This is a genomic window from Helicobacter sp. T3_23-1056 (assembly GCF_053654535.1).
Map to the genome: position 1 here is coordinate 60,438 of NZ_JBSIUU010000012.1, position 24,943 is coordinate 85,380.

A 24,943-nucleotide genomic window follows, 5' to 3' on the forward strand; every position below is an offset into this window, starting at 1 on the left:
CATAAATACCAAATCAAAGCAAGACTATAAAAACAGATTGCGAGCGACACGCTAAGGAGTCATAATGAAACAAACTATACTCCATATACCAAAACCCACTACAAAATCCACCATCACACTAAGCACAGCCCTTGTGCTTGCGCTGTGCGGATTCTCTCATACTTCTAAGGCTACGGATATTACAAACTCTATTTATAACTTGCAAAATAAAAATGACGCAAATTCAGGGACTTTCTCTGTGGGTAGCACACGCACTTGGAGCACGGGTGGTGCTAGCTTCTCACAAACTTACACAAATGGCACACTTATCTTTGGAAATACCTCAACAACCCCCAAAAAAGATTCTAGCATTTGGTTTGGCGGCGATGGCTGGCAGAGCGGACTTGTAGGCTATATCGAAACCAAATTTAGCGCAAAAGACATTTACCTCACAGGCACGATTGGCGGGGGCAATGCGTGGGGCACAGGCGGAGGCGTGCAGCTAGATTTTGACTCTAGCGGTGGGTTTAGCGCGGAATCGCTAGATTTGAGGCTAAATCACGCAGGATTGCAATATAGCAATTTCTTTGTCAAAGCGACAAATGACATTAGCTTTAAAGATTCTAGTTTGCAGGCTAGCTCCGATGGCTTCAAAATGCACCTAACTAGCACAAATGGCGAAATTACGCTTGATAATACAAAAGTAAATTTTGGTGGCGAAGTAGGCATAACTTCAGGCAAAAATATCAACCTAAAGAACGGCACTTCTATCACTTCGCGGGGAAACACCATACGACTAAAGGCAGAAAATGGCTCTATCACGGGTAATGGAAATCTAGATTTCTCATCAGGCACGCCTATTTATGTGGGAGTGGTTGAGATTTTTGCAAAAGATAAAATCGAGCTAGGCACGACAAAACTGCAAGTAAATGCCTCTTCGCTTGTAGGCTCTATGGAGGGTAGAATCGAAGTCAAAACACAAGACGGAGAAAAAAATGATATTTCGTTTGACACATTAGAATTGGTAGGAAATAACGGAATCAGCGCGTTTGGCACTTACGCACATATCAAAGCAGGGGGAAGCATAAATGTCAAAACAAATGGCGCGATTTACTCAAATCGCGGGATAAACAACTCCACCGATACCGCAGGTAGATTTCGCGTAACGCTAGAAGCAGGCAAAGACATAACGCTAACTAACACAAATATTTCTCTGCTAAATCAGCTAGCAGGTATCGGCGCGCCCGATAGTATGACTATCAAAGCAGGGGGCAATCTAGAGCATAAAGGCACGATTTCGTTTCTAACCAAACAGCACACTTGGGAAGGGGCTATGCTAGATATTAGCGGTGTGAAAGGAAGCGCAAAGCTAGGAAATATCATAGGTTCAGCGTTTTATCTAAATGCAAATAAAGAACTAAGCGCAGATTCTATCCACATAAACGCTAGGCAGACAAATGGTGGATTTTGGGGCACAGGGACGCAGATATGGACAAAAGAGGGTGGCACATATACTTTTACAGATATGACATTAGGCGAATGCGGGCTTACTCCGTGGGGCTGGTGTGAGGTAGCAAATACCGCTAGGCTTAGCTTTTTTGGCACGAGCGGTGCGGATAGCAGTGGCGAGGGAGGCAGTGGCACAAACTCTTTTGTCAAAGACTCTACGCTAAATATCACAAATCTAAATCTAGGCACGATGGCAGGGCTATACGCTAGCAATATCCAAAACACAAATATAACAAATATCAATATGTCAAATCTCTCAACCGCTGTATTTCACAACCTAACCCTACAAGAGGGTGGCTCTATCACTATGGACGCCACAAGCCAAATCCAAGTAAAATCTAGGGCTTACGAGCCAAATACCACACCCATACTTGGCAAGGTTACGCTAAATGTAACGAATGGCACGCCATTTTTGTCCATCACCTACGCAGGCGAAAATTTGGAAAATCTAAATATCCAAGCAGGCAAGACTTATCGCTTCATAGACGCAGGCGAGATAGAATATATCCTAAAAAATGATGGCACAACAAGTAGCCCATTTCACTGCACAGATGACACAGAAAAATGCCCTATCATAAAGCAAATGGTGGGAATCTATGCGAAGGATAAAGATTCTAGCAGATTAGATTTTGGCTCTAGCACTGCGGATAATTTTTTGCGACTAGAAAAAGCGGGGCTAAAGTTTGAAAAAGTCGCAGACTACTCCACCATAGGCATAAAAGCCACCGCCATAGACTACAAAAACCCCTATGACATCGATGATATACGATACTATATCTGGCAAAAAGGTGGCGATGAAGCAGTCGCCAAAATCGGCGAAATCTCAAAAGGTGCGCAAGAAAAGAAAACCACGCAAACAAGACTAAACAGCACAACTGCGCAAAACAAAGACGCCACAGAATCTACCACAATCGACAAAGTCTATACCATAGCGGGCAAAGGGGATTTTACCCAAAGTGAATTAGCAAATTGCACGACAGAGAGTTGCAAAAAATTGAGCGAACAAGAAAAAAATAGCGCGGTAGAAAAGCAAGTAACCCACCTAGAATCCGATATTTTCAAATGGTTTGATGTCCTAGCTTTGCACCAAAAGGGCGTAACTTGGACGGCTACAAATATGCTAAATTATGATTTGAGTTTCTTTGAAAAGACAGCCAAACAGCTAAACAATACGCTTGAACAGCTAGTATCCACCGAGCGCAAGTCAAATGCTGCATCTTCTGTGCGTTTTGCCTCTGATTTGGCAAAAGCCCAAAGGCTAGTAAAACTAGCTAGAATCGACAAAGAAGATGAAGACTACCGCTTCGCAGAGCTTTTGGCACAAAAGCGATATGCTGCAAGCGGAGGGATAAAAAGCGATGCGGGGGGAGTGGATTTTGGATTTTTGTATAAATTCTCAAATCGCCACGAGTTTTATAACAACCTCTGGGCAAACGCACTAGGAAGTGCTAGCTTTGTCGATGGCGGGTATGGCACGCTATATGGCGCAAATGTGGGGTATGATAGGTTTGTCCCGCTTGGAGAAAATGGAATCATACTAGGGCTAGTCGCTTCCTATGGCTATGGCAACTACAATGCGGACTTGCTAAAAAACCAAAGCCACAATATAAACGCAGGAATCTACTCCCGCACGATGCTAAAAAACAATGAAATCGATGTCAATGTAGGCTACACTATCGGTATGAATAGCGAAGACTTAGTAACGCGCCAAAATGTATGGCTATCTAGCCTAGACCAAAGCTACAAATACAACACGCACACCATAAACGCCAATGCAAACTACGGCTATATATTTAGCACAAAATCTAGCGGATTTGTGTTTAAGCCAAATGTTGGGGTTAGCTACTATCATATATTTACAGGCGCGCTAAACGCAGAATCCAAACAAATAACAAGTGCTGATAATCCAAACGCCCCAGCGCAAAATCTAGCCGTCCAATCCCCTGAAAGCGAGCGTGATTTAATCGCGCTAAATCTAGCCCTAGAAACAAGACAATATCTAAGCAAAGGCTCATATTGGTTTGTAAATGTCGGTGCGCAAAAAGATATGTTTGTAACAGGTGGCGAAATCCTGCAAGTGCGATTTGTAGGCGAAGAGTCGCTAAACTACAAAAAAAGCGACAATCTAAACACATTTGTCCTAGCGAGCGCAGGTGGGGAAGTCCAGCTAGGGAGGCGAATGTTTGTAAATTTTTCACTTGGTGGCAAAGCAGGGCTTAGCTACAAAGATATAGGCGTGCAAGCAAATCTAGGTAGCAGAATCGTATTTTAGGGAGTTTTGGAGTTTTTGATTTTGTGAGGGGGTTATGGTTTTTGTATATGTGGGATTTTTTTGTGCTAAATTTGTGGGTTTGGGGTTTTTGCGTGAGGTTTGATTTTATTAGTTTTTTACAAGTTTGGGTTTTGGCAGGATTAGATTTTGAAAGTTTAGTTTTTGGCAGAATTAGATTTTGGTAATCTTAGATTTTGCAAGGTTAGTTTGTGTAGGCTTAGATTTTTTTGCAAGACTAGATTTTGTAAGTTTGGATTTTGCAAATTTAGATTTTGGTAATCTTAAATTTTAAAAGCTAGTTTTGTGAAAGTTTAGGTTTTTTTGAAGTTGGTTTTTTATGTGTTTTTGGCATATTAGATTTTGGCTATACTTCGCGATTAGTCGGCATTGTTGCGCTTTTCAAAAACTTTTTTTTGATTTTCTAAGATTTTGCTTTATCGCCCATTTTTTTTACACCAAAGCAAGCAATGCTAGGATAATCTTAGCCAAAAAACGACTAAGCTATCCTAGCACAAAATCAAAATCTAAAATGTATAAGAATATCCTAGCGTGATGATAAGATTTCTCAACTCATTTTTTGTAGTAGTTCCGTTTGCTGTATCAGTAGTGGTAAGCGTAGTGGCAAGAGTTGGGATTCTAAAGTTTAAGCTAGCATTATGATGCTTGCCCATATATACTTCTAGCCCCGCATTTACAGGCAGGACAAAACCATTTGCAGTATTTGTTGTGGTAGTTGTGGTGGTATTTGTAGCTTCATCTGTGGTAGATGCGGTATTATTTGTTGTAGCATAGCCCGCACCTATACCCACAAACGCGCCCAATCCCACTCCATTCACATCAAAAAACTTAAACGCCACATCGACATTTGCCGCGACTTGATGATGAGAATTTAGACTTGGTGTAGCAGCGGTTGTTCCGCTAGCAGGAGTTTTTGTAATGTTATTTGTATAACCATACGCATAAGTATAGCTTGCATATCCACGCAAACCCACCCATTTATTGAAAAAATGCGTATATCCTAACTTTGCACCAATATTTCCTAATGCAAAATTGTCGGTTCGTGTAGTCTTAGTTATCTGATTTGTAGTAGCATCTTTATCATCAACAATTTGAAATATCGCGCTATACCCAAGCTCCGCGCCCAAGAAAAATCCGCTAGCAGAATCTTTGGCTTCTTTTGGAGGTTTTTGCGCAGGGGCAGCTATGCTAATCCCCCCCCCCCAACAAAAACGCCATACTCGCCATAGCGACAACTCTTTTTCCTAAAAATTTTTGCACTTTCATAGTGCCTCCTTATGTGAAATTTAGAGGCAAGATTATATAACTTAGAAAGTTAATAGCAAGTTAAGCCAAATCAATAAAATCTAATCTTTTATCAAATTTATATAATCTTTAGATAATCATTTTTTACGCATTATTTTGTGGATTATCCCAACTGATTTTATGGATTACCACTTTTATGAGTTACCACACATTTGTTTGTCTTATTTTGTTTGTTTGTTTGTTTGCTTGTTTTGTTTTTTTTTTTTTTGTTTTTTGTGTTTTTGATTCTTGCGCTTTTTGGGGATTATCACGCTTTTTTTTGATTCTCACTTTTTTGTGGATTCTCACGCTCTTTATGGATTCTCACATTTTTTTGTAGATTCTCACTTTTTTTTGATTCTCATTTTTGCGTGAATTCTCACAAATCCACGCAACGCGCAAAAACTTGCCACGCAAAATCTAACGATTTTCTAAAAAACCTGCGCTTACGCTCATTGTTGCTCGCAATGACAAAAAACCCACCCCCTAGCCCCCTCCGCAAGGGAGGGGGAAAAGCGTGCGCATCTGCAAGAGAGTGGAAAATTCTGTCATTGTGAGATTTTGCAATGCCGTCATTGCGAGCGGATTTGAAAAATCCGCGTGGCAATCTACTTTGTCTATATTAAAATGTGGATTGCCACGCAAATGCTACTTTTTACAAAGTCGCATTTGCTCGCAATGACGAAAGTTTCTTTGTCATATTGGAGCGCGTGAGCGCGAAATATCTCTGTTTGAGTTTTGAATTTTTGAGATACTTCGCTTGTCCTTAAGTATGACAAAATTTTTTTGTGGATTGCCACGAATCTATGCTTTTTGACAAAGTCGCAGATTCTCGCAATGACAGAATGTTTGTCGTATGGCAAGCGGATAGATTGCCACGATTCTGCTACCGCAGAATCTCGCAATGACAAATTGGAGAGCGTTACTTATCGCAATGACGGAAACGGAATTATTACCCACAATGACAGCTGTGGAATCTAAAAACACCCAACCCCTAACCCCCTCCGCAAGGGAGGGGGACAAAAAGAAAATTCTCACAATGACAATAAGAGTGTGGATTGCCGCGCGTTGCATTGCAGCGCTCGCAATGACGGCGGAGGGGTGGATTGCTATGCAAGGCAAAGCCAACCCTTTATTTTACTCTCCACAAAGGGGACTAATGGTAAAATCCGTAGCGATGGAGATGGATTTTGTATATTATGGAACTTGGATATTGGGGAATCTGGATATTTTGGCTTTGTCAAAACAAAAATATCACAAAGACTAAGTCTTTTTTGAAACAAAAAATCTTAAAAACAATATTTAAAAGCCACGGTGCCTTTTGTGCCATAATACCCGCGTGTGTCGCCATTTAGATAGATTCCGTATTGGATTGTCATTTTTTCATTTAAACTATGCGTGCCGATAAAAAATCCCTGCGCTTCAAAGGCGTTGTTGTTGATGATAAAATCTAGCATTGTGCTAGATTTTGCAAAGCTAATTTGCGCGCTTTTTTGCGAGTGGATTTTTTGCACTCCGCTAAATCCTAGCGTGTAAAATCCATTTTTGCCAAACGCCACATATTCTAACCCCGCTCCAATATGCCCAAAAATATCGCTAAATCCATCTCCGCGAAACTCCTCCCCACGCCAATCGCTACCTTTGCTAAGCCCTAGTTTTGCGATTATCACGGGTTTTAGTATATGTTCATTTAGCAGCGAAATATTGTATTTATAATAATTGCTCCACAATCCCCCAAACACCGAGCTTTTTAGGTTGTCCCCAAATGCGCTAGATTCTAGTGAATTGTAGGCAAATGATAGATTTGATTCAAATTCGCTTTTGGAAAATTGCGTGTGTAGATATACGCCACCGCTTGTGATTATGCCATTTTGCTTTGCGCTTTTTTGCAGTAGCACCGAGCCGCCAAAGCTAGCCATTACGCCTAAAATCGTGTTGTTTATCAGCCTATCATAGCCCACACTTGCACCATAAAACGCTAGATTTAGCCCCGCAGAGCCAGCATATCCGCCAAGCGCACTAGCCCACGCGCTATTTGGGTATGGGTTTAGTTTTGTCGCTTTATGTTGTTTTTTGATTCCGCCTAGAAAGAGGCTAGATTCTAGCTCATCGCTAGGATTTACAAAATCGCTTTGCGTGGAGTTTATCGCGTTGTAGGATTTTGCGTGTGATTTTTTGGTAGATTTTGAGGCTATCAAAGAGGCAGTGGCGATTTTTTGCATTATAGGATTTTGTGTTGGATTTTGCTTGCTTGCAAGGCGCACCTGCATAATCCGCATTTGCGCACTCATTTGGCTATTTTGCAAAATCGAAGAGATATTTTGAGAGCTGTTTTGCCTAGCGATTTCTTGCATCGTGTTTTCATATTTAGATAGAGTGGATTCTAGTTTGGAGTAGGATTCTGTGCGAGCGGCAATGTCGATATTTTCATCATTTGGATTATGCTCGATTAGGGCTTTTAGGGTTTGGGTATGTGCGTTTTTTATATGCTTGCTTAGCTCGCTAAAACTGCTTGGATTGGATTCTAAAAATTTCACCACAAGGGCGTTATTATCAAATTTGCTTACAATGTAGAGTTTTTCAAGTTCGTTAATTCCACCACCAAAGTGAAAATCTATGCGTTTATCAGCGCGATTATCACTCACGCTTCCTGCGCTTAAAATCGTGTAGTATTTATCAAGCGTTAGATTTGCCCCGCCCTTTTTCACGCTAGAATCAAGCGTTATGTTGATTTTGGCATTCTCGCCAAAAGAGAGATTTTTGTTTTCAAATTTTAAGGTTTCAAAGCGTGAATCATCTGTCGTTGCATTTTGTGTTTTGCCTACATTATCAAGCGTTAGATTTCCATTTATCGTAGAATCTACGCCAATGGTTTTTGTGCTATTTTGCGTATAGCTTACATTTTCAAAAATTGCGCGTCCATTGCCATTGCTAGAAAATGTTGTGTTATTGCCAAAATCCCAAGAATTTATATTTATGCTCCCTCCACTGCTTAAATCAATGGTTGCTATATTTTTTGCATTTGCGCTAGAATCTGCTAGATTTAGCGTTAGATTCCCGCTTGCAACTTTTAGATTTGTTATTTCAAGTTTAGAATCTTTATCCGCAGTGATAATGCTAGAATCTGCGCCGTTAAAAGTGAGATTTGTGGCTTTTAGCGTGGTAGATTGCGCGTTTTGCGTAGGTTGCGTGCCTTGCGTGGATTTTAGGATAATTTTTTTGCCACTCAAAGTTATGTCATTGCCTAGCATTATATTTGCGCCATTTTTTAGCGTGATATTATCGCCTATAATGGTGCTAAGTCCGCTTGTGATATTTCCGCCCTCAAAGATAAAATTTTTCACATTCACATTCGCGCTAGAATCCACATTTAGCGTAAGTTGCGATAGATTTTTTGCATTGATTGTATCTGCGCTAAGCGTGGAAGTGCCTTGCAAATTGATAGCGTTATGCGTAGAATCTAGCGTGATATTTCGCGCTATAAGATTCGCACTCCCGCTTAAATCCACGCTTGAGGTGATAGAATCTAGCGCGGTGGTATCAACCACGCTAGAACTACTCGCGCTAATCTTGCCACTAAAATTCACACTTGGCATATTTTCGCTAGGTTTATCACTAGGCGCAGGCGTGAAATCGCTAGGAATCGTATTTAGCGTGATTTGCGCGTTTGCACCGCTTGCATTTATGTCAAACTTTTTATCCCCGCTTAGAAAAATATTTAGCGTAGAATCATTGCCATTGACTTTGACATTTGTATTTTGATTATTCGCATTGGTTAGTGTTGCCTCGCTATCAAGCAAAAGAATCCCATTTTTCACATTATCAAATTCGATTTTTGGCGTGCTAATCTCACTTTTTCCCCACAAAATCACTTGGGCTTTTTCTAAATTTTCTGCTTTTAGATTCTCACTCAATGTGAGTTTCGTAGGATTTTGTGAGGCATTATTTTGACTAGAATCCAAATATACAAGATTTTTTAGCGCGTTTGGATTTGTGCTAGGATTTATCGCATTGCCGTTTGTGTCTTTTAGCGTTAGGCTTTGCGCACTCAAAGTCGCGCTATCAAATAATGAGACATTTGCAACTAAACTTTTTTGACTGCTTGTAATGCTAGATTTTGTCGCCTCAATGTCATAGTTTTGCGTTTTGTCAATGTGGATAGAATCTAGCGCGGCTAAATCCAAACTCTCCACGCTATCAAAGATAAATTTTTGGGTTACTTTTAGTCTTGCGTTGTTTGCGGTGTTGTTGTCAAAAATATTGCTTAAATCGCTTTGACTTAGATTTTGCAATTTTAGATTTTTTATATTTGCACTCGCCTTACTATCTAGCTTTATCGTATTTGATTTTTCAATGGTAAGAAAATCCGCTTCTAGTTTCGCGCCATTTTGCAAATCCAAACTTGCGTTAAAATCCCAAATGCTTGATTGAATGCTCCCGCCATTTGCGGTGATTTTGCCTTTGTAGTGTATGGTTTGATTTGCGATTTCTTGCATTTCATCGCTTAAATCCCCGCCCTCAACCTTTTGATAATACCCAAAGCCACTGCCGTTGATATTTGCGCCGTCTTTGTTGTCGATAAAATGCTTCACGCCACCGCCAAATTTGATTGTCGAATTGCCCGAAGCGTTGATATGAGATTCTAGCGTAGCATTGCGCCCAAGTGTAAGATTCGCGTTTGTAAGCGTAATGCCATGCGTGAATTTAAAAATTCTATCGTCCCAATCAGGTTGGTTAAGCGTGGAGGGCTTACTTAAATCCATATATTCAGGCATTGCCTTACTCGTGCCTGCTTCGGCGTTTTTGATTTGCTCGCGGATTGTTGCATCGCTTATTATGGCGTGCGTGGTGGCGTGCCCTTGCAGGGCGATATTTGCATTTTCCACGCTTAAACTTCCACTTGAGTTGATATTTCCATCAAAAATTAGAAAAGCCCCCTCCCTTGCGGAGGGGGTTTGGGGGTGGGTATTTTGCGTGGTTTTATTGCCTTTGTGGATAATATCAATATTTGCAAGATTGCCGTTTTGATTGCTTGACCCACCCCCTTTGTCCCCCTCCGCCACATTTTGTGTTTTTGGATATGGGGAAATCCCTATGCTTGCGTGGATAATCGTATCGGCTTTGTTTGTTGTCTTGTTGCCGTCCGCATAGCCAAAGCCCTCAATCTCAAGCGTAGATTTTGCACTCGTGGCGGAATTTGTGAGAATCGCGTTTTTGTCATTTGCTGCAATGGTGTTAAGTTTTAAACTATTGCCACCTAAATCTAGCACCCCTCCGCCACTGCCAAAGTAGATTCCCATTTCGCTAGATTTGCTTTGCGATAATGTGTAGGAATTTGCGCCGTTTGCACCGCTAGAAACTTTGAGTGCGCCGATTGCTTCTGCCTTGCCGTTTTTTAACTCCAATGCACCTCGCCCGCTTGTGATATAGATATTTTCAAACGCTTTTTTATCAGTATCTAGCGTAACTTTGCCCTCGCCGATTTTGAGATAGCCCAGATTTTCATTTGCGTTTGTGGGCGTGTAGTTTGTTTTGATGATGAGCGTGCCTTGCCCGATTTTGTGGAGAGAATCGCCACTTTGATTGTGTAAGTGCCACTCCACTTCGACATTTTGCCCTATATCAAGCCCCGAACCTTTGAAAAAGTAATTTTTTCCGCTTTCATTTGTAAAATTATAAGTCGTTTTTGTCTCTGCATTTGCAAACACAAATCCCCCCGCATAACCGCTTTGCATTCTGTCAATGTCTGATTTTACTTCAATACTTCCTCCACCGCTGAAAATCAAATCTTTGTTGTTTTGCAAAGTTGTATTGCCTAGTTGCAAATTACTTCCCACAGGTTTTTGCAAAATGAAATTTGAGCCATTTAAATTTATATTTTGCTCAAAATGTTGTTGATAATCTGCAAAATCTTTGTTTGATACGAAACTCACTTCGGCACGATTTACCCCCGAAGTAGCCCTAGAAGTAACGCCTAGCAAAATCCATTTATTATTTTTGCTATCAAAGGCATAGATTCCACTTCCGCTATCCCCTGAAGTAATGCGGTTGTTAAAATCCCCACTTGGATTGTAATAATACAAAATCCCGCGAGAATCACCTATCGCACCTGCTTGATAGACAAGATTTTCATACACGCTAGAATCTATGCCCAAAATCCCAAATCCCCCGCCCTTCATCGAGCCATTTTGAGGAAGATTTATGTTTTTTATTGGGTTACTACTCCAGCGCAAATCCATAATCCCACTCCCCGCTTGATAAATATACACATTGCCATTAGAATCTTTTAGTTTTTCAAGCTCGTTTTTGAAAGTCTCTAAATTCTTAGCTTCATTTGCAATGCTTGAAGTATCGCCCTGCTTGGTGCTATTGGCAATATTTAGCATACTTGCCTGCCCCTCGATAATGTATTTATTTAAGCGCAGGAATTTTTCATCACGCCCATAGGGCTTAGAAATGCCCATAATGCTATTATTAGATTCTAGGGGTTGGCTTGCAAGATTATATTTTGTAAGCCCCCATTGTCGTAGCTCATCGATACTCTCGGGGCTACTCACATGATTTGCCGTTACGACAAATCCACGCCCAACGCTTGTTAAAGAGCCATAATTGCTCGAAGCAGAAAAATTTGGCACATTTGGAATGCTAAATTCTGTGCCATCTTTGCCCGTGATTTGCACTCCATTTGGATTTTGCGCGCCCTCTTTGAAAACCCCCTTATTTTGCCCAAAATCTAAAAAATCTCGGTAGTAAAAATTGCTGATATTTATGCTTTGAGCATTTGCAAAAGGCGCGATAATCCCCGCTAAAATATATGCAAACACTGCGATTTTTATTATGTTTTGCATATTGTTCCTTTTATGGATTTTGCATAGATTTTGCGCTACTTTTTTTAAAATCTAATCCCCCAAATTTATCACTTGGCTTTTGACATTGTGCGGGATTTTGCTTTTGTCCCATTGGCGATTTTTATATACCGAATTTACCTCGCTAGATTCTGCCCCGCTCTCTTGTGGTATCAAATCGCTCTCAATCATATTTTTTGTAATGTGCTTTGGCTGCTTTTTTTTGCTAGCAAACCAGCTTCTTTTTTCTTTTTTGGGTTTTTGTGAGATTTGTTTTTCATACTCGTTTTGCTCGCTTTGGGTGGCTAGATTTTGCGTGCTTTGGGTGGCTTGCGGATTTTGGGTGCTTTGTGGGGCTTGTGTGCTTTGTTGAGATGATTGCATAGGATTTTGTATCATTTGTGGATTTTGGTTGGCTTGTGGGGATTGCATAGCGGGCGGGGCTTGGAGTATGGATTTTGGCTGGCTAAAGCGCACTTTTTTTATGATATTGCCATTTTTTAGCACCATATAGCCGATTATGATACTGCGCTTATAATCCACCATTTCTACAAGCACTTCGCCCTCTCCCAAAACCACCTGCTCACTTTGTGCCTTGCAAAACGAAGCAAACGAAGCAAACGCCATAAACGCCACAAATACAAGCGACATAAACAACGCCTTGCGAAAATCTACTATATGCTTTATCAACATTATCTATCCTTTTTTATCAAATCATTTAAGGCAATTTTGATGAAGTTTTTACCTTGCGTATTATATAATAATTATTCGTTTATTAGCATTTGCTAAGAAATCAAAATCCACACCAAAAGGGACACAAATGACATACATAAGCACACATAACGCACCTCAAGCGATTGGTCCATACTCACAGGGAATCTTTTTAGATTTGGCTAATAACGGACTTATTTTTACATCAGGGGCAATCGCACTTATGCCAAATGGAGAATTTATAGATGGCGATATTGTCGCACAGACAAAGCAGGTGATGCAAAATCTACAAGCAATACTAAAAGAGGCTGGCTCTAGCCTAGATAAAGTCATAAAAACCACTTGCTATCTAGCAAATATGGAGGATTTTAGCGCGTTTAACGCAGAATATGAAAAAGCCTTTGGCTCTCACAAACCCGCTCGCACGACTATCGGGGTAAAAAGCCTGCCAAAAAATGCCCTTGTAGAAGTGGAGTGCATAGCGACAAAATAAGCTAATGGCAACTAACCAAAATCAACGATAAAGCAGACTTAAAAGCAGTTTTAAAAACAAACTTAAAAATAAACTTAAAAATAAATTTGGCTTACAAAATCTAATCGTTTGCAAGATTTTGCCATTTTAGATTTTTAGATTTTGTGCTTTTATGCTTTTGACAAAATGGCGCGTGTTTTTTGCGAAGTGTGAATTGTGTGTGAAGTGTGCGCTGTGTGTGCCTTGACAAAACGCGTGCTTTATTTTTGGCTCGTGCTAGATTTTGCGCTATTGTCGTTTGCCAAAAGTATTTGCATACACCATATTTCGCACATCAAAAATATCATCTTTTGGTGGCTCTATGCCCTCTGGCAAGACACTTGGCATAAACACCTCACCATTGCACTCATAGCCACTAAAAGCGTTTATTTTTAGCTCGCCTAGCGTGATTTTCTCTCGCTTGATTTTTTCTCCACTATCATTTGTCTCTGCCCATAGGCTAGCAGTATCGCTTAGAGAGTCCCCATCTTGTGCTATTTCAAGCACTAGGCTAAAACTTACCGCGCTATGTTCTACCTGCTTTTTAAAATTAGATTCTAAAAAATCTTTGCCTGCTTCTTCTAGCTCTTTTGAATTTAGATATTTTATACCACTTTTTGGCACAAAGCTAAATCTAGCAGGCACTAGCTTTCCATTAGATTGTTTGAAAAAAAATGTATGCACGCTATGATAGGCATTGTTTGCAAAGCTAGGGCTTACCCCAAGCGTGCCTATCTCACGCGCAAAATTGACAAAAGATTGCACACCCTCGCGCTTTTTGGCGGCTTCTTCAGCGGTGATTTTGCCCTGCTTTTGCTCCACATTTATTTGCATAAACTCGATAAACTCCCTCGCATTTTTGGCAAAATTTATACGCGCATTTGTCATAGCGATTTCCCAAAAATCGCTATTTTGGCTACCCTCTTTTGATTGCATTTTGATTGCCATTGCGCGTGATTTGGTTTTGTCATTTTGCTCATTGCCACCGAGTGAAAATCTTACCTTTGCCTCCACAGATTCTACGCTATTTTTTTGGCTTTTTTGGTGCAAAAGCGGGATAGCAAAATCCTTTGTCGCTTTTTGATTTGGGATAAATTCCCCGCTAGCACAAAATCCTTTCGTGTGATTGATTTTTTTGTGTGGCTTAGTGGCTTCGCCATTTAGCTCATAAAACAAATCTGTGATTTTTTGTGCCGCTTTTTCATCACTTAGGCTTTCATTATTTAGCGGATTTTGCGCATTTAGCGTCATCATCACTCCAAATGTCAAACCCATATAAACGATAAAATGTTTCATCTTTTTTCCTTTTATTTTTTATGATAATTTTGCTTTTTTAAGCAAAATTATTTGACTAGCTCGCCACCCCACGCCAAAATCACAACTAATGGCGCAACATAACGAATGATAAAAAACCACACGCTAAACGCCCTAGCTGATAAAAAGTGGCTTGTGATTTTTGCCACCTTTTCTTTGCCGATAAACCAGCCTACAAACACCACGCTAAGTAGCGCGCCAAGTGGCATCACAATATCTGAACTAGCTTTATCCACCAAGTCAAAAAGCCCTTTGCCAAATACACTTAGCATACTTGCATAATCTTTGTGCAAAGAAAAAATCAATGCTAAGCCCACCACATAGATGACTGCCATAATCGCCCAAGTGCTTTTTAAGCGCGAAAATCCATATCGCTGGACAAAAAACATCACACTAGGCTCTAGTAACGATATAGTCGAGGTAATCCCCGCAAACGCCAATCCTAGAAAAAATAGCACAGAGATTATCACCCCACCTAAACCCATTTTGCTAAACACAATAGGCAATGCTTTAAACACAAGTCCCGCACCTTGCGTGGCTTCTACGCCGTGCTCAAAGACAAATGTAAAAATCATAAGCCCCGCGATAAGCGAAATCGCAATCCCACAAAGACATACATAAAGCGCGGATTCTAGTAAGTTTGCATTTGGCTTCGTGCTAGCAGAATAGCTAATGATAATCCCAACACCCAAACTTAGCGAAAAGCACATCTGCCCCATCGCTGCGACAACCACATCTGCGGTAATGTCATAATATTTAAAATCAAACAAAAAATGCACAGAGCGCATAAAGCTAGGCTGAAAACTCGCATACACCAAAAGCCCGATAAAAATGATAAAAAGCAATGGCATAAGCACGACATTTAGCCGCTCTATCCCCTCTCTTATCCCAAATGACACAACTAATGCCGTGATAAACGCCACCGCGCTAAATCCCAAAATCTGCGCCCAAATATTGACACTCAAAAGCGAGCCAAATACCCAATCTGCCTCATTTGCATTGCTAGGCAAATCCATACTCACACTCACAAGATAATACAGCACCCACCCTAGCACAATCATATAAAAAGTGAGGATAAAAGGACCGCCAATCAGCACAAATCCAGCATATCGCCACGATTTTGATTTGCTAGAATCTAGCTCCCTAAACGCATCGGCGGTGTTTTTTTGCGTGTAGTTGCCAATCAGCATTTCGCCAATCAACATAGCAATCCCCGCTATAAGCGTAAGTGCCAAAAAAAGTAGCACAAACGCGCCACCGCCATTTGTCCCAGCCATATATGGAAATCGCCAAATATGCCCCAAACCAATAGAGCTACCAAGCGTAGCTAAGATAAAACCGATTTTAGAAAATCCACTCATTTTATTGTCCTTAAAAATTATATGTTGGAATGAAATATACTGCTTAATCAAACACAAAAAACATTATACACTACTGCTACTACTGCCAAATTTTTATAATACCATTGACATTATAAAATCCATTACCAAGCATTAGATTTTGCCAAAATCTAATGCTTTTTGATAACCCAAATGCAAAATCTAACTAAATGCTTAGAGCAATCTTTGTCATCACATAGCTTCTATCGATTGCCTTGCCACGCGAGATTTCGCCACCACTGCCTGCGAAATCCGTATTCAACGATTTATTATCAAACACCACGCTTGTATAATAATTGCCAATTACGCTAAAAGCGACATTTTTTGTCAAAGCAAAATCTAGGCTAAGTTTTAGGCTATATTCATCTAATGCTTTCGCGCTATTTATATTTGTCGTGTAGCGAAAATCTAGCCCCGCTTCAAATCCTTGCAAAAATCGCGCTAGATTTTCATAGCTTGCCTTTGTGAATACAAATGCACTTAGCGCGTCTTTATACACGATACCATTTAGCGATGGACCTACGCCATAGACGCTATTATCCCAGATATTTACACCTAGTGGCGAGCCATATAGCCCAACCCTTGCGTGAGATAGCCCGATATTTTTATACGCTGCGATTCCTAGCAGGTATTCGCCCTTTTTGCCTGTGTAAAATCTAAAATCCTGCCTAGCTAAAATGCTAGAAGTAAAGCCCTCTTTTGCGCCGTTTTGATTACGCAAAAAACCTCCCAAAAGTGGCGCGACATTCATTTTTAGGCTATCATAGATGGGGAAAATCACATTTAGCCTAGTATGCGTGCTAAATCCTTTTTTATCGCTAGATTCGCCATTTGCGCGCTCAAAATCTAGCTTCATATCTAGCCCAGGTGCGCTATATTCGCTGATACCATAATAATAAAACGCATTTATGTCAAATTTGCCCCTTTCGCCCAAAAGCGCGTATCCTCCAAACTGCGCTCCTAGCAGTCCATTTGGCGCGTAGCTTTGCGTAAAATCCCAAAAAAATCCATCGCCTAGCAATGCAAACGCGCTTGCCCCCTCCAAACGCCCATAGATTCCGCCTTTGTCAAATTTGGCAAAATCCCCTTTTATATCCGCACCTTCCATTAACCCCACGATATAGTTGCTATCATCGTGCATAAATCGTCCTGCTTTTAGGCTTATATGCTCGCTATCATAAGCGATATGTGCGTTGTGAATGTAGAAATTATGCGTATTTGTCGCACTAGCACTTTTGTCCCCACGATAGCCCGCATAGTAGCCTATATAGTTGTATCCTAGCCCTGCATCGCCTGCAAATCTTGCTTTGCGCGTAGAGTCATAAGCTAGCCCAGCTCCAGCACCCCCTAGCTCGATTTTTAGCGTAGAATCATTGGCAAATTTATGCGCATAGATTCCGCTTATTGTGCCTAAAATATAGCCATAGCTATCGGTTGGCGATACTCCGTTATAAAATCCAAACTTATTAAACGCTTCTAGCTCTCCGCTAAAAGAGAAAGGGTGAGATTCTTCCACGCTTTGGCTAGCGATAGCCGCTGTGCTAAGCACGCTAGCGACAACAAAACCCAAAAACCCAAGAAAAGATTTCGCTTTCATCTCTTGTCTCATTGTGAGAATCTCCTTTTTTGCAAAATTTGTTTGTGATTATTTTTGTCGATTTTGCTAGTCAAATATTTTAAAATAATCACGGCAAAATTATAATCTAAAATATTTAAGATTTTGCGGTGTAAAACGCGCATTGCGATAAAATACCAAAAGCGTAAAAAATGAAATAATCATAAAACGATGAGGTAAAAAATCATTTGACTTTGATAAGATTTTGCTTGCAAGATTTTGTTTGTTAAGTTTTTGCAAAAAAAATATCAAATGCAAAAACCAAAAATAACCACAAAAAAGCAATATTTTAAAACGATGCAAAAAGGCACAAAATGCTAGATTTTATTGATTTTGATTCGTTGGGTTTATGGCTTGTGTTTGTAAGCGCGATTAGCCTATCTTTTAGCCATTGCGGGGGAATGTGTGGGAGCATAGTCATCGCTTATACAAGTATCAAAAATGCCAAAAATCCTAAAATCTTATCCATAAAATCATTTTTTTCGCATATTGCTTATAATCTTGGGCGACTTTGTAGCTATGTCATTATTGGCATTGTTTTTGCATTTTTGGGTGAGGGAGTGGCATTTAGCTTTTTTGCGCGCTCTTTTTTAGAAATCTTTATAGGGATTTTGCTGGTGGGGTATGCGATTTGTTTTGCGTTTTTTCCAAAAGTGTTGCGAGCGATAGAGCCAAATCTATCAAAAGCGGGGATTTTTGGACAGATTTTTGGGAGATTGCTATTTTCTCCAAATGTGGCTAGCTATTTTGCGCTAGGGATTTTGAGTGGATTTTTGCCCTGCGGGGTCGTGTATTTTTTTGCGCTAAATGCGCTAAATGCAGGGTTAGCAGGCACGCAAGCGATTTTTAGCTCTGTTGTGATTATGGTGGTGTTTTGGGCTGGGACTTTGCCCCTTATGCTTGGCATTGGCACGATAAGCAATGCGATAAAATCATACCAACACATATTTTTTAAAATCAGCTTTTTGCTTATGCTTAGCGTTGGTTTATTTAGTATTTATAAAGGCATTATTAGCAATTAGACAAATTTTGGATAAAATAGACACATTTTATATAAGTTGAGAGGTGGCAATGAATAAAACAAATCCACAAAAAAGCGTAAAAGCGGTGTTTTTTGATAGAGATGGAATCATCAACAAAGACATAGGCTATGTGTATAAACAAGAGGATTTTGAATTTCAAGATGGGATTTTTGATTTGCTAAGATTTTGCAAAGAGAGAGGATTTTTGCTCCTAGTGGTAACCAATCAAAGCGGGATTGGCAGGGGATTTTATACTTTGGAGGATTTTAAAAAACTTAGCTTGTATATGCAGGAGCAAATCAAAGCTAGGCTAGGATTTAAATTTGATAGTATTTATTTTTGTCCGCATAGCCCTGATGAAAACTGCGAATGTCGAAAGCCAAAAAGCGCGATGATAGAGCAGGCAAAAAAAGATTATAATGTCAATTTAGATGAGAGCTTTATAATAGGCGATAAGATTACCGATATGCAGGCAGGGCAAGCAGGCGGAATCCGCCACAAACTCTTTGTAAGCAAAGCATTTAGCGCGCAGGTAAAACATATCAGCAACCTCCACACGCTAGCCACACTCTCCCAAGCGCGTGAAGTGATGAATGATATTTTAAACCCCAAAATCTAAAAATCCTAACATCTAAAAAGGAGCAACCAAATGGCAACACTACAAACAAATACCCCCCAAAATCTAATCGACAAATCCACCCTAGAGCAGCTCCAAGCAAGGCTTGCAAACAAAGCGGTTCTTATCACAGGCGGGGCAGGCTTTATAGGGAGCAATCTAGCTTTTTTCTTTCAAGAAAATTTCCCAAGCACACGCGTAATCGTGCTGGATAAATTCCGCGATGATAGTAGCTTCTCAAATGGCAATCCAACTTCACTAGGGCATTTTAAAAATCTCATCAATTTTAATGGCGAGATTATCGCAAGGGATTTAAATGAGGGCTTAGATTTACTCCAAGAGCTAGATTTTGATGTGGTGTTTCATAACGCCGCGATTAGCGATACCACCGTGCAAAATCAAAAGCTAATGATAAATACCAATCATCACGCGTTTTTAGAGCTACTACATATCGCGTTAAAGAAAAATGCCGTAGTGGTTTATGCTAGCTCGGCTGCGACTTATGGCAACACTCTAGCACCAAATATCGTAGGCAAGGGCGAAGAGCCACAAAATATCTATGGATTTTCAAAGCTAGCTATGGATAGAAGTGTGCGCAAGATTTTGGCAAACGCACCACATTTGCCGATTTTTGGACTGCGGTATTTCAATGTCTATGGCAAAAATGAATTTTTCAAAGGCAAGACGGCTTCAATGATACTTCAGCTAGGACTACAAGCCCTAGAATCTAAAAAAGTGCGACTAATACAAAAAGGCGAGCAAAAGCGCGATTTTGTCTATATCGATGATGTGGTTTTAGCAAATGTCTTGGCGATGGCGGAGGGATTTAGTATGCAAAAGCTAGATTCTATCCCAAAGAGTGGAATCTATAATGTCGGCACGGGCGTGGCAAGAAGCTACAATGAAATCATAGAGATTCTAAAAGGGCATTTGGGGGATTTTGAAGTGGAGTATTTTCAAAATCCATATCCATTTTTTCAAACCCACACCCAAGCAGACATTCAGCCAAATACCGCCGTGCTAGGCTATAAGCCAAATTTTAGCCTAGAAGATGGCATAGCCTGCTACATAGATGAGATAAAATCTATCCACGCCAAGCTAAAATCTGGGCTGTTATGATTTGCTTATAATTAGCCTATAATTAGCCTCTGCTATAAACAAAAGCACAAAATCTAGTTTTTATAAAAATCCAAACTATCAAGGAATCACAATGATAAATCTACAAAAACAACACCCAAAAATCCTAGTCATAGGGGATTTGATGGTAGATCACTATATCTGGGGCAAATGCAATAGAATCTCGCCTGAAGCCCCTGTGCAAGTCGTAAATGTCAAAGAAGAAAGCAATCGCTTAGGCGGGGCTTGCAATGTCGCAGCAAACCTAATCGCATTTGGCGCAAAAGTCAGCCTATGTGGAATCATCGGCAAAGATGAGTTTGGCAAATGGCTTATAAACGAACTCCACGCCCAAAATATCGACATTGCCCACATTATCCCAACCCCCACTCGCCCAACCACCCAAAAAAGCAGAATCCTAATCTCAAATCAGCAAGTCTTGCGCGTAGATAGAGAAAAGAGTGAGGATATAGATGAGGATTTGCAAGAAGAGATTTTATCTAGCTTGAAGCGCAAGATGCGCGATTTTGACGCGGTGATATTAAGCGACTATGCAAAAGGGCTACTCACACCAAAGCTAACAAAATCTATCATAAAGCTAGCTAGAAGCGAGGGCAAGCCTATCTTAGTAGATCCAAAAGGCAATGACTACTCAAAATACCAAGACGCCACGCTACTCACGCCAAACAAGCTAGAAGCCCAAATCGCCACACAAATACAAATCAGCGATGATGATTCTCTAAAAAAAGCGATGAAAAAACTCCAAAAAGACTGCAAGCTAGATATTTGCCTTGTTACGCTAAGTGAAGAGGGAATCGCAATCCTAGACAAAAATAAATTAGTCAAATCCCCCACAATCGCCAAAGAAGTCTATGATGTAACAGGGGCTGGAGACACCGTGATAGCAGCACTTGCATTTGGGCTAAGCGGTGGGCTAAATATCTATGAAGCCTGCCATTTTGCAAATGCCGCAGCAGCGGTAGTCATCGGCAAGATTGGCTCTGCGAGCGCGAATTTTAGCGAAATCGTGGCGTTTTTGCATAATGGCTCATACTCCACCTCAAAAATCATAAGCAAAGATGAGCTAGCGATGCTACTGCCAAGCCTAAGAGAAAAAAAAATCGTTTTTACAAATGGTTGCTTTGACTTGCTCCACGCTGGGCATATTTCGTATTTGCAGCAGGCTAGGGGGCTAGGCGATTTGCTAATCGTGGGGCTAAATAGCGATGATTCTATAAAGCGACTAAAAGGGGAAAATCGCCCTATAAATAGCCAAAACGATAGGGCGTTAATGCTATGTGCACTAGAATGCGTGGATTTTGTGGTGATTTTTGATGAGGACACGCCTTTGGAGCTAATCAAACTCATCAAACCCCACACGCTAGTCAAAGGCGAGGACTACAAAGGCAAAGAAGTAGTGGGAAGCAAGATAGCAAAAGAAGTTGTCCTAGCAGAATTTATCAAAGGCAAATCAAGTAGCCTAATCATTCAAAAAATCGCCCAAAAATTTGGCAATAAAATCTAAATCTTGCATAATGCTTAAATTTGCGTAATGATGAATTTTGCATAGGGCTAAATTTTTTTATAATGCTAATTTTTTCATAACGCTAAAATTTGACGCTAAACGACAACGCGATAAGGCTAGCAAATCGCTGTAAATAGCTAAAATCGCTACAAATAGCGTGCAATCCATAAGTAAAAATAACATTGTCATATTTAGGTTTTGCAAGAAACCGAAGTATCCAAAATCTTATCTTTTTTAGATTTTTTCATTTTCGTTTAGATTTTTTATTGTTGTAATAATTAAACAAGGCTCAATTTAACTTAAGCGGATTATTTCTTATCATTTTTAACAAGATTTTATACAAATCTTGTCCTTGATTTTTGACATTATACCTAAATTCTGTCTCTTTTAGATGAAGCATAAAATTCTCTTTTTTGATTCCTTTGAATTTAGTAAGTCTATGTTTGGCATATCCCCAGAAGTTTTCGATTCCATTGATATGATTCTTGCCTAACGCAAATTCATTTTTGCTATGTTTAACACGATAATGTGCCTTTGCACAAAAATCCACTAATCCATCATACGCTCCCCAACAATCGCTATAAATTATAGATTCTGCTAAATCGCTAGAATCTCGTAAAATAGGCAATAATTCACTTGCAGAGCAACCCTTGACTACTTGTGTATAAACGCAACCATTTCGTTTTAACATTCCTTCTGCTTGCAGTTGCAAGTATTAACGAAGCAAAAATACAGGCGTTTTCTTACCTGCTCCACGCCCTCTTGTTCCCCGCACTCTTTTAGCACCGAAATAGCTCTCATCAATTTCAATTTCACCTTGCATTTTAGATATTGTTTCGCATTCTTTTGCGATTAAGATTCTAATATTTTTGCAAATTTTATTTACACTTTGGCGAGAAATGTTGCTTAATTTTGCAATTTTTACCGCTTCAATATCTAAAACTTCTTGCAAAGCTACGAGCGTAAACGAATTGGAAAAATCTTTAAGAATCTGTCTTGTTTTCGCCTCACTAATTCTTGAACTAATAATATACTTGTTTTTCATCGTATGAATCATAACTTAAGACTCTTTTGTGTGAGTTTAAGTTGTCTTGAGCCTTTTTTTATTGCTTGATTTTGTCGTTTTAAACACCGCCAAACAAAGATGAAAACTTCGGCATTGTATCGAAAATTTTTATCTAATCTATAAATTATGTAGAAATATTCTTTGTATTAAAATATTGTGGATTTTAGTTGTGGATTTTGCCAAAAACTTTTATAAAAATCAAATATTAAATTTTATAACAGCCATTTACGCAAAATCATCAAACACAGATTCTAGGATTTTTTGCATTTGCTTTATGTGCTTTGGTTTGATGATTAGCGGTGGGGCAAAGCGCAGGGTATTTTTGCCTGCAGGCAAGATGATAAGCCCTTTTTTGCGAGCGGATTCTATGACTTGGGATATTTTTAGGCTACTTTCTAGCTCTAGTCCCGCTAGTAGCCCCATAGAGCGTGCTTCTTTGATAAAGCTATATTTTTTTTTCATTGATTCTAGGGCGTTTTTTAGCAATGGTGCATTGGTATTTACTTTTTCTAAAATCTTTTGTTTTTCAAATATATCAAACACCTTGCTAACCGCCGCGCACGCAAATGGATTCCCCCCATAAGTGCTTCCGTGCTCGCCTTTTTCTAGCGAATGTTGCGCGACTTTTTGGTTTAGCACAAATGCCCCCACAGGCACACCACAGCCCAATGCCTTTGCGGTAGTGAGAATATCTGGCATTATGCCGTATTGTTGGTAGGCAAACATACTACCACTTCGCGCCATACCGCATTGGATTTCATCTAGGATAAGAAGTATGTCTTTAGTTTTGCAGATATGGCGCAAATCGCGCAAAAACTTACTTTTCGCAGGCAAAATCCCACTCTCCCCTTGCACAGGCTCTAAGATTATCGCACAGATTTTAGAATCGTTTGTGTTGCTTGTTTTTGCGTATTTGGCGATAAGATTTTCCACACTTTTTATGTTGTTAAATTCTGCAAATTCTACCCAATCTAGCAACGGCTTAAATGGCTTTTGGTAGGTTTCATTGCCCGTGATAGATAGCGCGCCTAAAGTGCGCCCGTGAAAAGAGTCCTTAAAAGCAATGATTTTTGGGTGGGTTATGCCTTTGTTGTAGGCGTATTTTTTTGCCACTTTTAGTGCGCCCTCGATAGCCTCTGCCCCGCTATTTGTAAAAAATACTTTTGATAAATGCGATGCTTTTGCTAGCTTGTTTGCGGCTTTTATCGCAGGGGTGTTGTAGTATAGGTTTGAGATATGTAGCAGTTTGCTAGCCTGCTTTTTTAGGGCGTTTGTGAAGTCTTTGTGTGCGTATCCTAGCGCATTTACTGCGATTCCCGCACCAAAATCTAAATATTTTTTGCCTAGCGTATCATACAAATATACGCCCCTTCCGCGCTCAAAGACAACCTCCTGCCTAGCATAAATAGGCAAAATCGCGCTTGTTTTTGCGTTTTTGATTTCGCTGTTTATATCATTTTGTCGTTTTGATTTTGTCATTGTTATTTCCTTTGGCTTTATGTCCTTTGGCTAAACCAAACTTAAAGCGACTTATTTTGTCATTTTCTCACCACGATTTATATAAATCTTGGCATTTGATTTTGGTATTATATCTAAATTGAAGTTACTTTTAAGTTTTTAAGTAAAGCAGGATTGTTAAGCTAAACAATATTTTTTGACTTAGTTAAGTTTGGCTACCTATGCTTGTTACATTGTTTCTGCTTGCGGTTTATGTGCAAAACGAAGTGAAAAATGTTTGGCACAATTTAACTGAAGTGCTAAATAAACAAGCATTCTTAAATGACGCACAAACTTATGATAAATCTATGCAAAAGCTAAAAGAGCATTTAACGACAAATTATTATAAGCTCTACAAAGAGTGACATTACAATGACATTAAACCGCGTGTGTTTGCGGAGGATTTGCTAGGGGCTGATTTAATTCACAAGATACAAAGTAAAAACAAGAACAAAATCAAAGTATTGAAAATGACAATTGGCTCAAGACAACTTAATTTCAAACAAAGGAGCTTTAAGTTATGATTCATACGATGAAACACAAGTATATCATTCGTTCAAGAATTTCAGAGGCTAAATTTGTGAGAGATTCTCAAACTCTTTTGCCTTGATATTGAGGCTGTAAAAATCGCAAAATTAAGCAATATTTATCGCCAAAGTGTAAA

19 protein-coding genes and 2 pseudogenes are annotated in these 24,943 nt (G+C 39.8%); 10 read left to right on the plus strand and 11 right to left on the minus strand.

Annotated elements, in window-relative coordinates; genetic code table 11:
• Positions 1-64 precede the first annotated feature (64 nt).
• A complete protein-coding gene (locus ACWIUO_RS07755; RefSeq protein WP_454177334.1) occupies positions 65-3,760 on the plus strand; it encodes a vacuolating cytotoxin domain-containing protein in 3,696 nt (1,231 codons plus the stop codon).
• Between the two features lie 524 nt (positions 3,761-4,284).
• Here ACWIUO_RS07755 and ACWIUO_RS07760 read toward each other — a convergent pair.
• The 3 genes from ACWIUO_RS07760 to ACWIUO_RS07770 all read right to left on the minus strand — a co-directional run bounded on the left by ACWIUO_RS07760 (position 4,285) and on the right by ACWIUO_RS07770 (position 5,862).
• Positions 4,285-5,013 (minus strand): outer membrane beta-barrel protein, encoded by a 729-nt coding sequence (locus ACWIUO_RS07760; protein ID WP_454177335.1) that lies wholly within the window; start codon positions 5,011-5,013, stop codon positions 4,285-4,287.
• A 428-nt stretch (positions 5,014-5,441) separates the two neighbouring features.
• A complete protein-coding gene (locus tag ACWIUO_RS07765; RefSeq protein ID WP_454177336.1) occupies positions 5,442-5,669 on the minus strand; it encodes a hypothetical protein in 228 nt (75 codons plus the stop codon).
• Between the two features lie 10 nt (positions 5,670-5,679).
• Positions 5,680-5,862 (minus strand): hypothetical protein, encoded by a 183-nt coding sequence (locus ACWIUO_RS07770; protein WP_454177337.1) that lies wholly within the window; start codon positions 5,860-5,862, stop codon positions 5,680-5,682.
• A 37-nt stretch (positions 5,863-5,899) separates the two neighbouring features.
• On the opposite strand from ACWIUO_RS07770, the gene ACWIUO_RS07775 reads away from it, so the two are divergent.
• Entirely contained in the window at positions 5,900-6,043 is a 144-nt protein-coding gene (locus ACWIUO_RS07775) for a hypothetical protein (RefSeq protein WP_454177338.1), read from the plus strand.
• Positions 6,024-6,329: a hypothetical protein gene (locus ACWIUO_RS07780; RefSeq protein WP_454177339.1), complete on the plus strand. Its 306-nt coding sequence runs from the start codon at positions 6,024-6,026 to the stop codon at positions 6,327-6,329. The genes ACWIUO_RS07775 and ACWIUO_RS07780 overlap by 20 nt, the downstream gene beginning before the upstream one ends.
• 22 nt (positions 6,330-6,351) lie before the next feature.
• Here the strand turns inward: ACWIUO_RS07780 and ACWIUO_RS07785 are convergent, their stop codons facing one another.
• The gene (locus ACWIUO_RS07785) at positions 6,352-11,910 is read right to left on the minus strand and encodes a S6 family peptidase (RefSeq protein ID WP_454177340.1); all 5,559 of its coding nucleotides are present in this window, start codon (positions 11,908-11,910) and stop codon (positions 6,352-6,354) included.
• A 51-nt stretch (positions 11,911-11,961) separates the two neighbouring features.
• Complete coding sequence (locus tag ACWIUO_RS07790; protein ID WP_454177341.1) at positions 11,962-12,600, minus strand: hypothetical protein; 639 nt, start codon at positions 12,598-12,600, stop codon at positions 11,962-11,964.
• A gap of 127 nt (positions 12,601-12,727) precedes the next feature.
• Here ACWIUO_RS07790 and ACWIUO_RS07795 point away from each other — a divergent pair, with 127 nt between their 5' ends.
• Positions 12,728-13,111: a RidA family protein gene (locus ACWIUO_RS07795; protein ID WP_454177342.1), complete on the plus strand. Its 384-nt coding sequence runs from the start codon at positions 12,728-12,730 to the stop codon at positions 13,109-13,111.
• A 100-nt stretch (positions 13,112-13,211) separates the two neighbouring features.
• Here the strand turns inward: ACWIUO_RS07795 and ACWIUO_RS07800 are convergent, their stop codons facing one another.
• From ACWIUO_RS07800 to ACWIUO_RS07815, 4 genes are all read right to left on the minus strand, one after another.
• Positions 13,212-13,340, minus strand: a complete 129-nt coding sequence (locus ACWIUO_RS07800) for a hypothetical protein (protein ID WP_454177343.1) — start codon at positions 13,338-13,340, stop codon at positions 13,212-13,214.
• 38 nt (positions 13,341-13,378) lie between these two features.
• The gene (locus ACWIUO_RS07805; RefSeq protein WP_454177344.1) at positions 13,379-14,425 is read right to left on the minus strand and encodes a catalase; all 1,047 of its coding nucleotides are present in this window, start codon (positions 14,423-14,425) and stop codon (positions 13,379-13,381) included.
• 47 nt (positions 14,426-14,472) lie between these two features.
• Positions 14,473-15,804 carry a sodium-dependent transporter gene (locus ACWIUO_RS07810; protein ID WP_454177345.1) on the minus strand — a complete coding sequence of 444 codons (1,332 nt, stop codon included), beginning with the start codon at positions 15,802-15,804 and terminating at the stop codon, positions 14,473-14,475.
• A gap of 184 nt (positions 15,805-15,988) precedes the next feature.
• Complete coding sequence (locus ACWIUO_RS07815; protein ID WP_454177346.1) at positions 15,989-17,431, minus strand: outer membrane family protein; 1,443 nt, start codon at positions 17,429-17,431, stop codon at positions 15,989-15,991.
• A gap of 320 nt (positions 17,432-17,751) precedes the next feature.
• Here ACWIUO_RS07815 and ACWIUO_RS07820 point away from each other — a divergent pair, with 320 nt between their 5' ends.
• From ACWIUO_RS07820 to rfaE1, 4 genes are all read left to right on the plus strand, one after another.
• On the plus strand, positions 17,752-18,459 hold the full coding sequence (locus ACWIUO_RS07820; RefSeq protein ID WP_454177347.1) for a sulfite exporter TauE/SafE family protein: 708 nt from the start codon (positions 17,752-17,754) through the stop codon (positions 18,457-18,459).
• A 49-nt stretch (positions 18,460-18,508) separates the two neighbouring features.
• Positions 18,509-19,078: a D-glycero-alpha-D-manno-heptose-1,7-bisphosphate 7-phosphatase gene (locus ACWIUO_RS07825; RefSeq protein WP_454177348.1), complete on the plus strand. Its 570-nt coding sequence runs from the start codon at positions 18,509-18,511 to the stop codon at positions 19,076-19,078.
• 30 nt (positions 19,079-19,108) lie between these two features.
• Positions 19,109-20,194, plus strand: a complete 1,086-nt coding sequence (rfaD, locus tag ACWIUO_RS07830; RefSeq protein ID WP_454177349.1) for an ADP-glyceromanno-heptose 6-epimerase — start codon at positions 19,109-19,111, stop codon at positions 20,192-20,194.
• Positions 20,195-20,285: 91 nt separating this feature from the next.
• Positions 20,286-21,716: a D-glycero-beta-D-manno-heptose-7-phosphate kinase gene (gene rfaE1 / locus ACWIUO_RS07835; RefSeq protein ID WP_454177350.1), complete on the plus strand. Its 1,431-nt coding sequence runs from the start codon at positions 20,286-20,288 to the stop codon at positions 21,714-21,716.
• 289 nt (positions 21,717-22,005) lie between these two features.
• On the opposite strand, the pseudogene ACWIUO_RS07840 reads toward rfaE1, so the two are convergent.
• Positions 22,006-22,773, minus strand: a pseudogene (locus tag ACWIUO_RS07840) (IS1595 family transposase).
• 234 nt (positions 22,774-23,007) lie between these two features.
• Positions 23,008-24,222: an aspartate aminotransferase family protein gene (locus ACWIUO_RS07845; RefSeq protein WP_454177354.1), complete on the minus strand. Its 1,215-nt coding sequence runs from the start codon at positions 24,220-24,222 to the stop codon at positions 23,008-23,010.
• Positions 24,223-24,461: 239 nt separating this feature from the next.
• On the opposite strand from ACWIUO_RS07845, the gene ACWIUO_RS07850 reads away from it, so the two are divergent.
• Both ACWIUO_RS07850 and ACWIUO_RS07855 read left to right on the plus strand, forming a co-directional pair.
• A complete protein-coding gene (locus ACWIUO_RS07850; RefSeq protein ID WP_454177351.1) occupies positions 24,462-24,644 on the plus strand; it encodes a hypothetical protein in 183 nt (60 codons plus the stop codon).
• Between the two features lie 158 nt (positions 24,645-24,802).
• A pseudogene (locus ACWIUO_RS07855) lies at positions 24,803-24,943 on the plus strand (IS1595-like element ISIse1 family transposase); the annotation flags it as partial.

Bases quoted from the DNA above. Each gene is read 5' to 3' on its own strand.
- ACWIUO_RS07755 (WP_454177334.1), top strand. From the start codon at position 65: ATGAAACAAACTATACTCCATATACCAAAACCCACTACAAAATCCACC.
- ACWIUO_RS07775 (WP_454177338.1), top strand. From the start codon at position 5,900: ATGACAGAATGTTTGTCGTATGGCAAGCGGATAGATTGCCACGATTCT.
- ACWIUO_RS07780 (WP_454177339.1), top strand. From the start codon at position 6,024: ATGACAGCTGTGGAATCTAAAAACACCCAACCCCTAACCCCCTCCGCA.
- ACWIUO_RS07785 (WP_454177340.1), bottom strand. From the start codon at position 11,910: ATGCAAAACATAATAAAAATCGCAGTGTTTGCATATATTTTAGCGGGG.
- ACWIUO_RS07790 (WP_454177341.1), bottom strand. From the start codon at position 12,600: ATGTTGATAAAGCATATAGTAGATTTTCGCAAGGCGTTGTTTATGTCG.
- ACWIUO_RS07795 (WP_454177342.1), top strand. From the start codon at position 12,728: ATGACATACATAAGCACACATAACGCACCTCAAGCGATTGGTCCATAC.
- ACWIUO_RS07805 (WP_454177344.1), bottom strand. From the start codon at position 14,425: ATGAAACATTTTATCGTTTATATGGGTTTGACATTTGGAGTGATGATG.
- ACWIUO_RS07810 (WP_454177345.1), bottom strand. From the start codon at position 15,804: ATGAGTGGATTTTCTAAAATCGGTTTTATCTTAGCTACGCTTGGTAGC.
- ACWIUO_RS07815 (WP_454177346.1), bottom strand. From the start codon at position 17,431: ATGAGACAAGAGATGAAAGCGAAATCTTTTCTTGGGTTTTTGGGTTTT.
- ACWIUO_RS07820 (WP_454177347.1), top strand. From the start codon at position 17,752: ATGCTAGATTTTATTGATTTTGATTCGTTGGGTTTATGGCTTGTGTTT.
- ACWIUO_RS07825 (WP_454177348.1), top strand. From the start codon at position 18,509: ATGAATAAAACAAATCCACAAAAAAGCGTAAAAGCGGTGTTTTTTGAT.
- rfaD (WP_454177349.1), top strand. From the start codon at position 19,109: ATGGCAACACTACAAACAAATACCCCCCAAAATCTAATCGACAAATCC.
- rfaE1 (WP_454177350.1), top strand. From the start codon at position 20,286: ATGATAAATCTACAAAAACAACACCCAAAAATCCTAGTCATAGGGGAT.
- ACWIUO_RS07850 (WP_454177351.1), top strand. From the start codon at position 24,462: ATGCTTGTTACATTGTTTCTGCTTGCGGTTTATGTGCAAAACGAAGTG.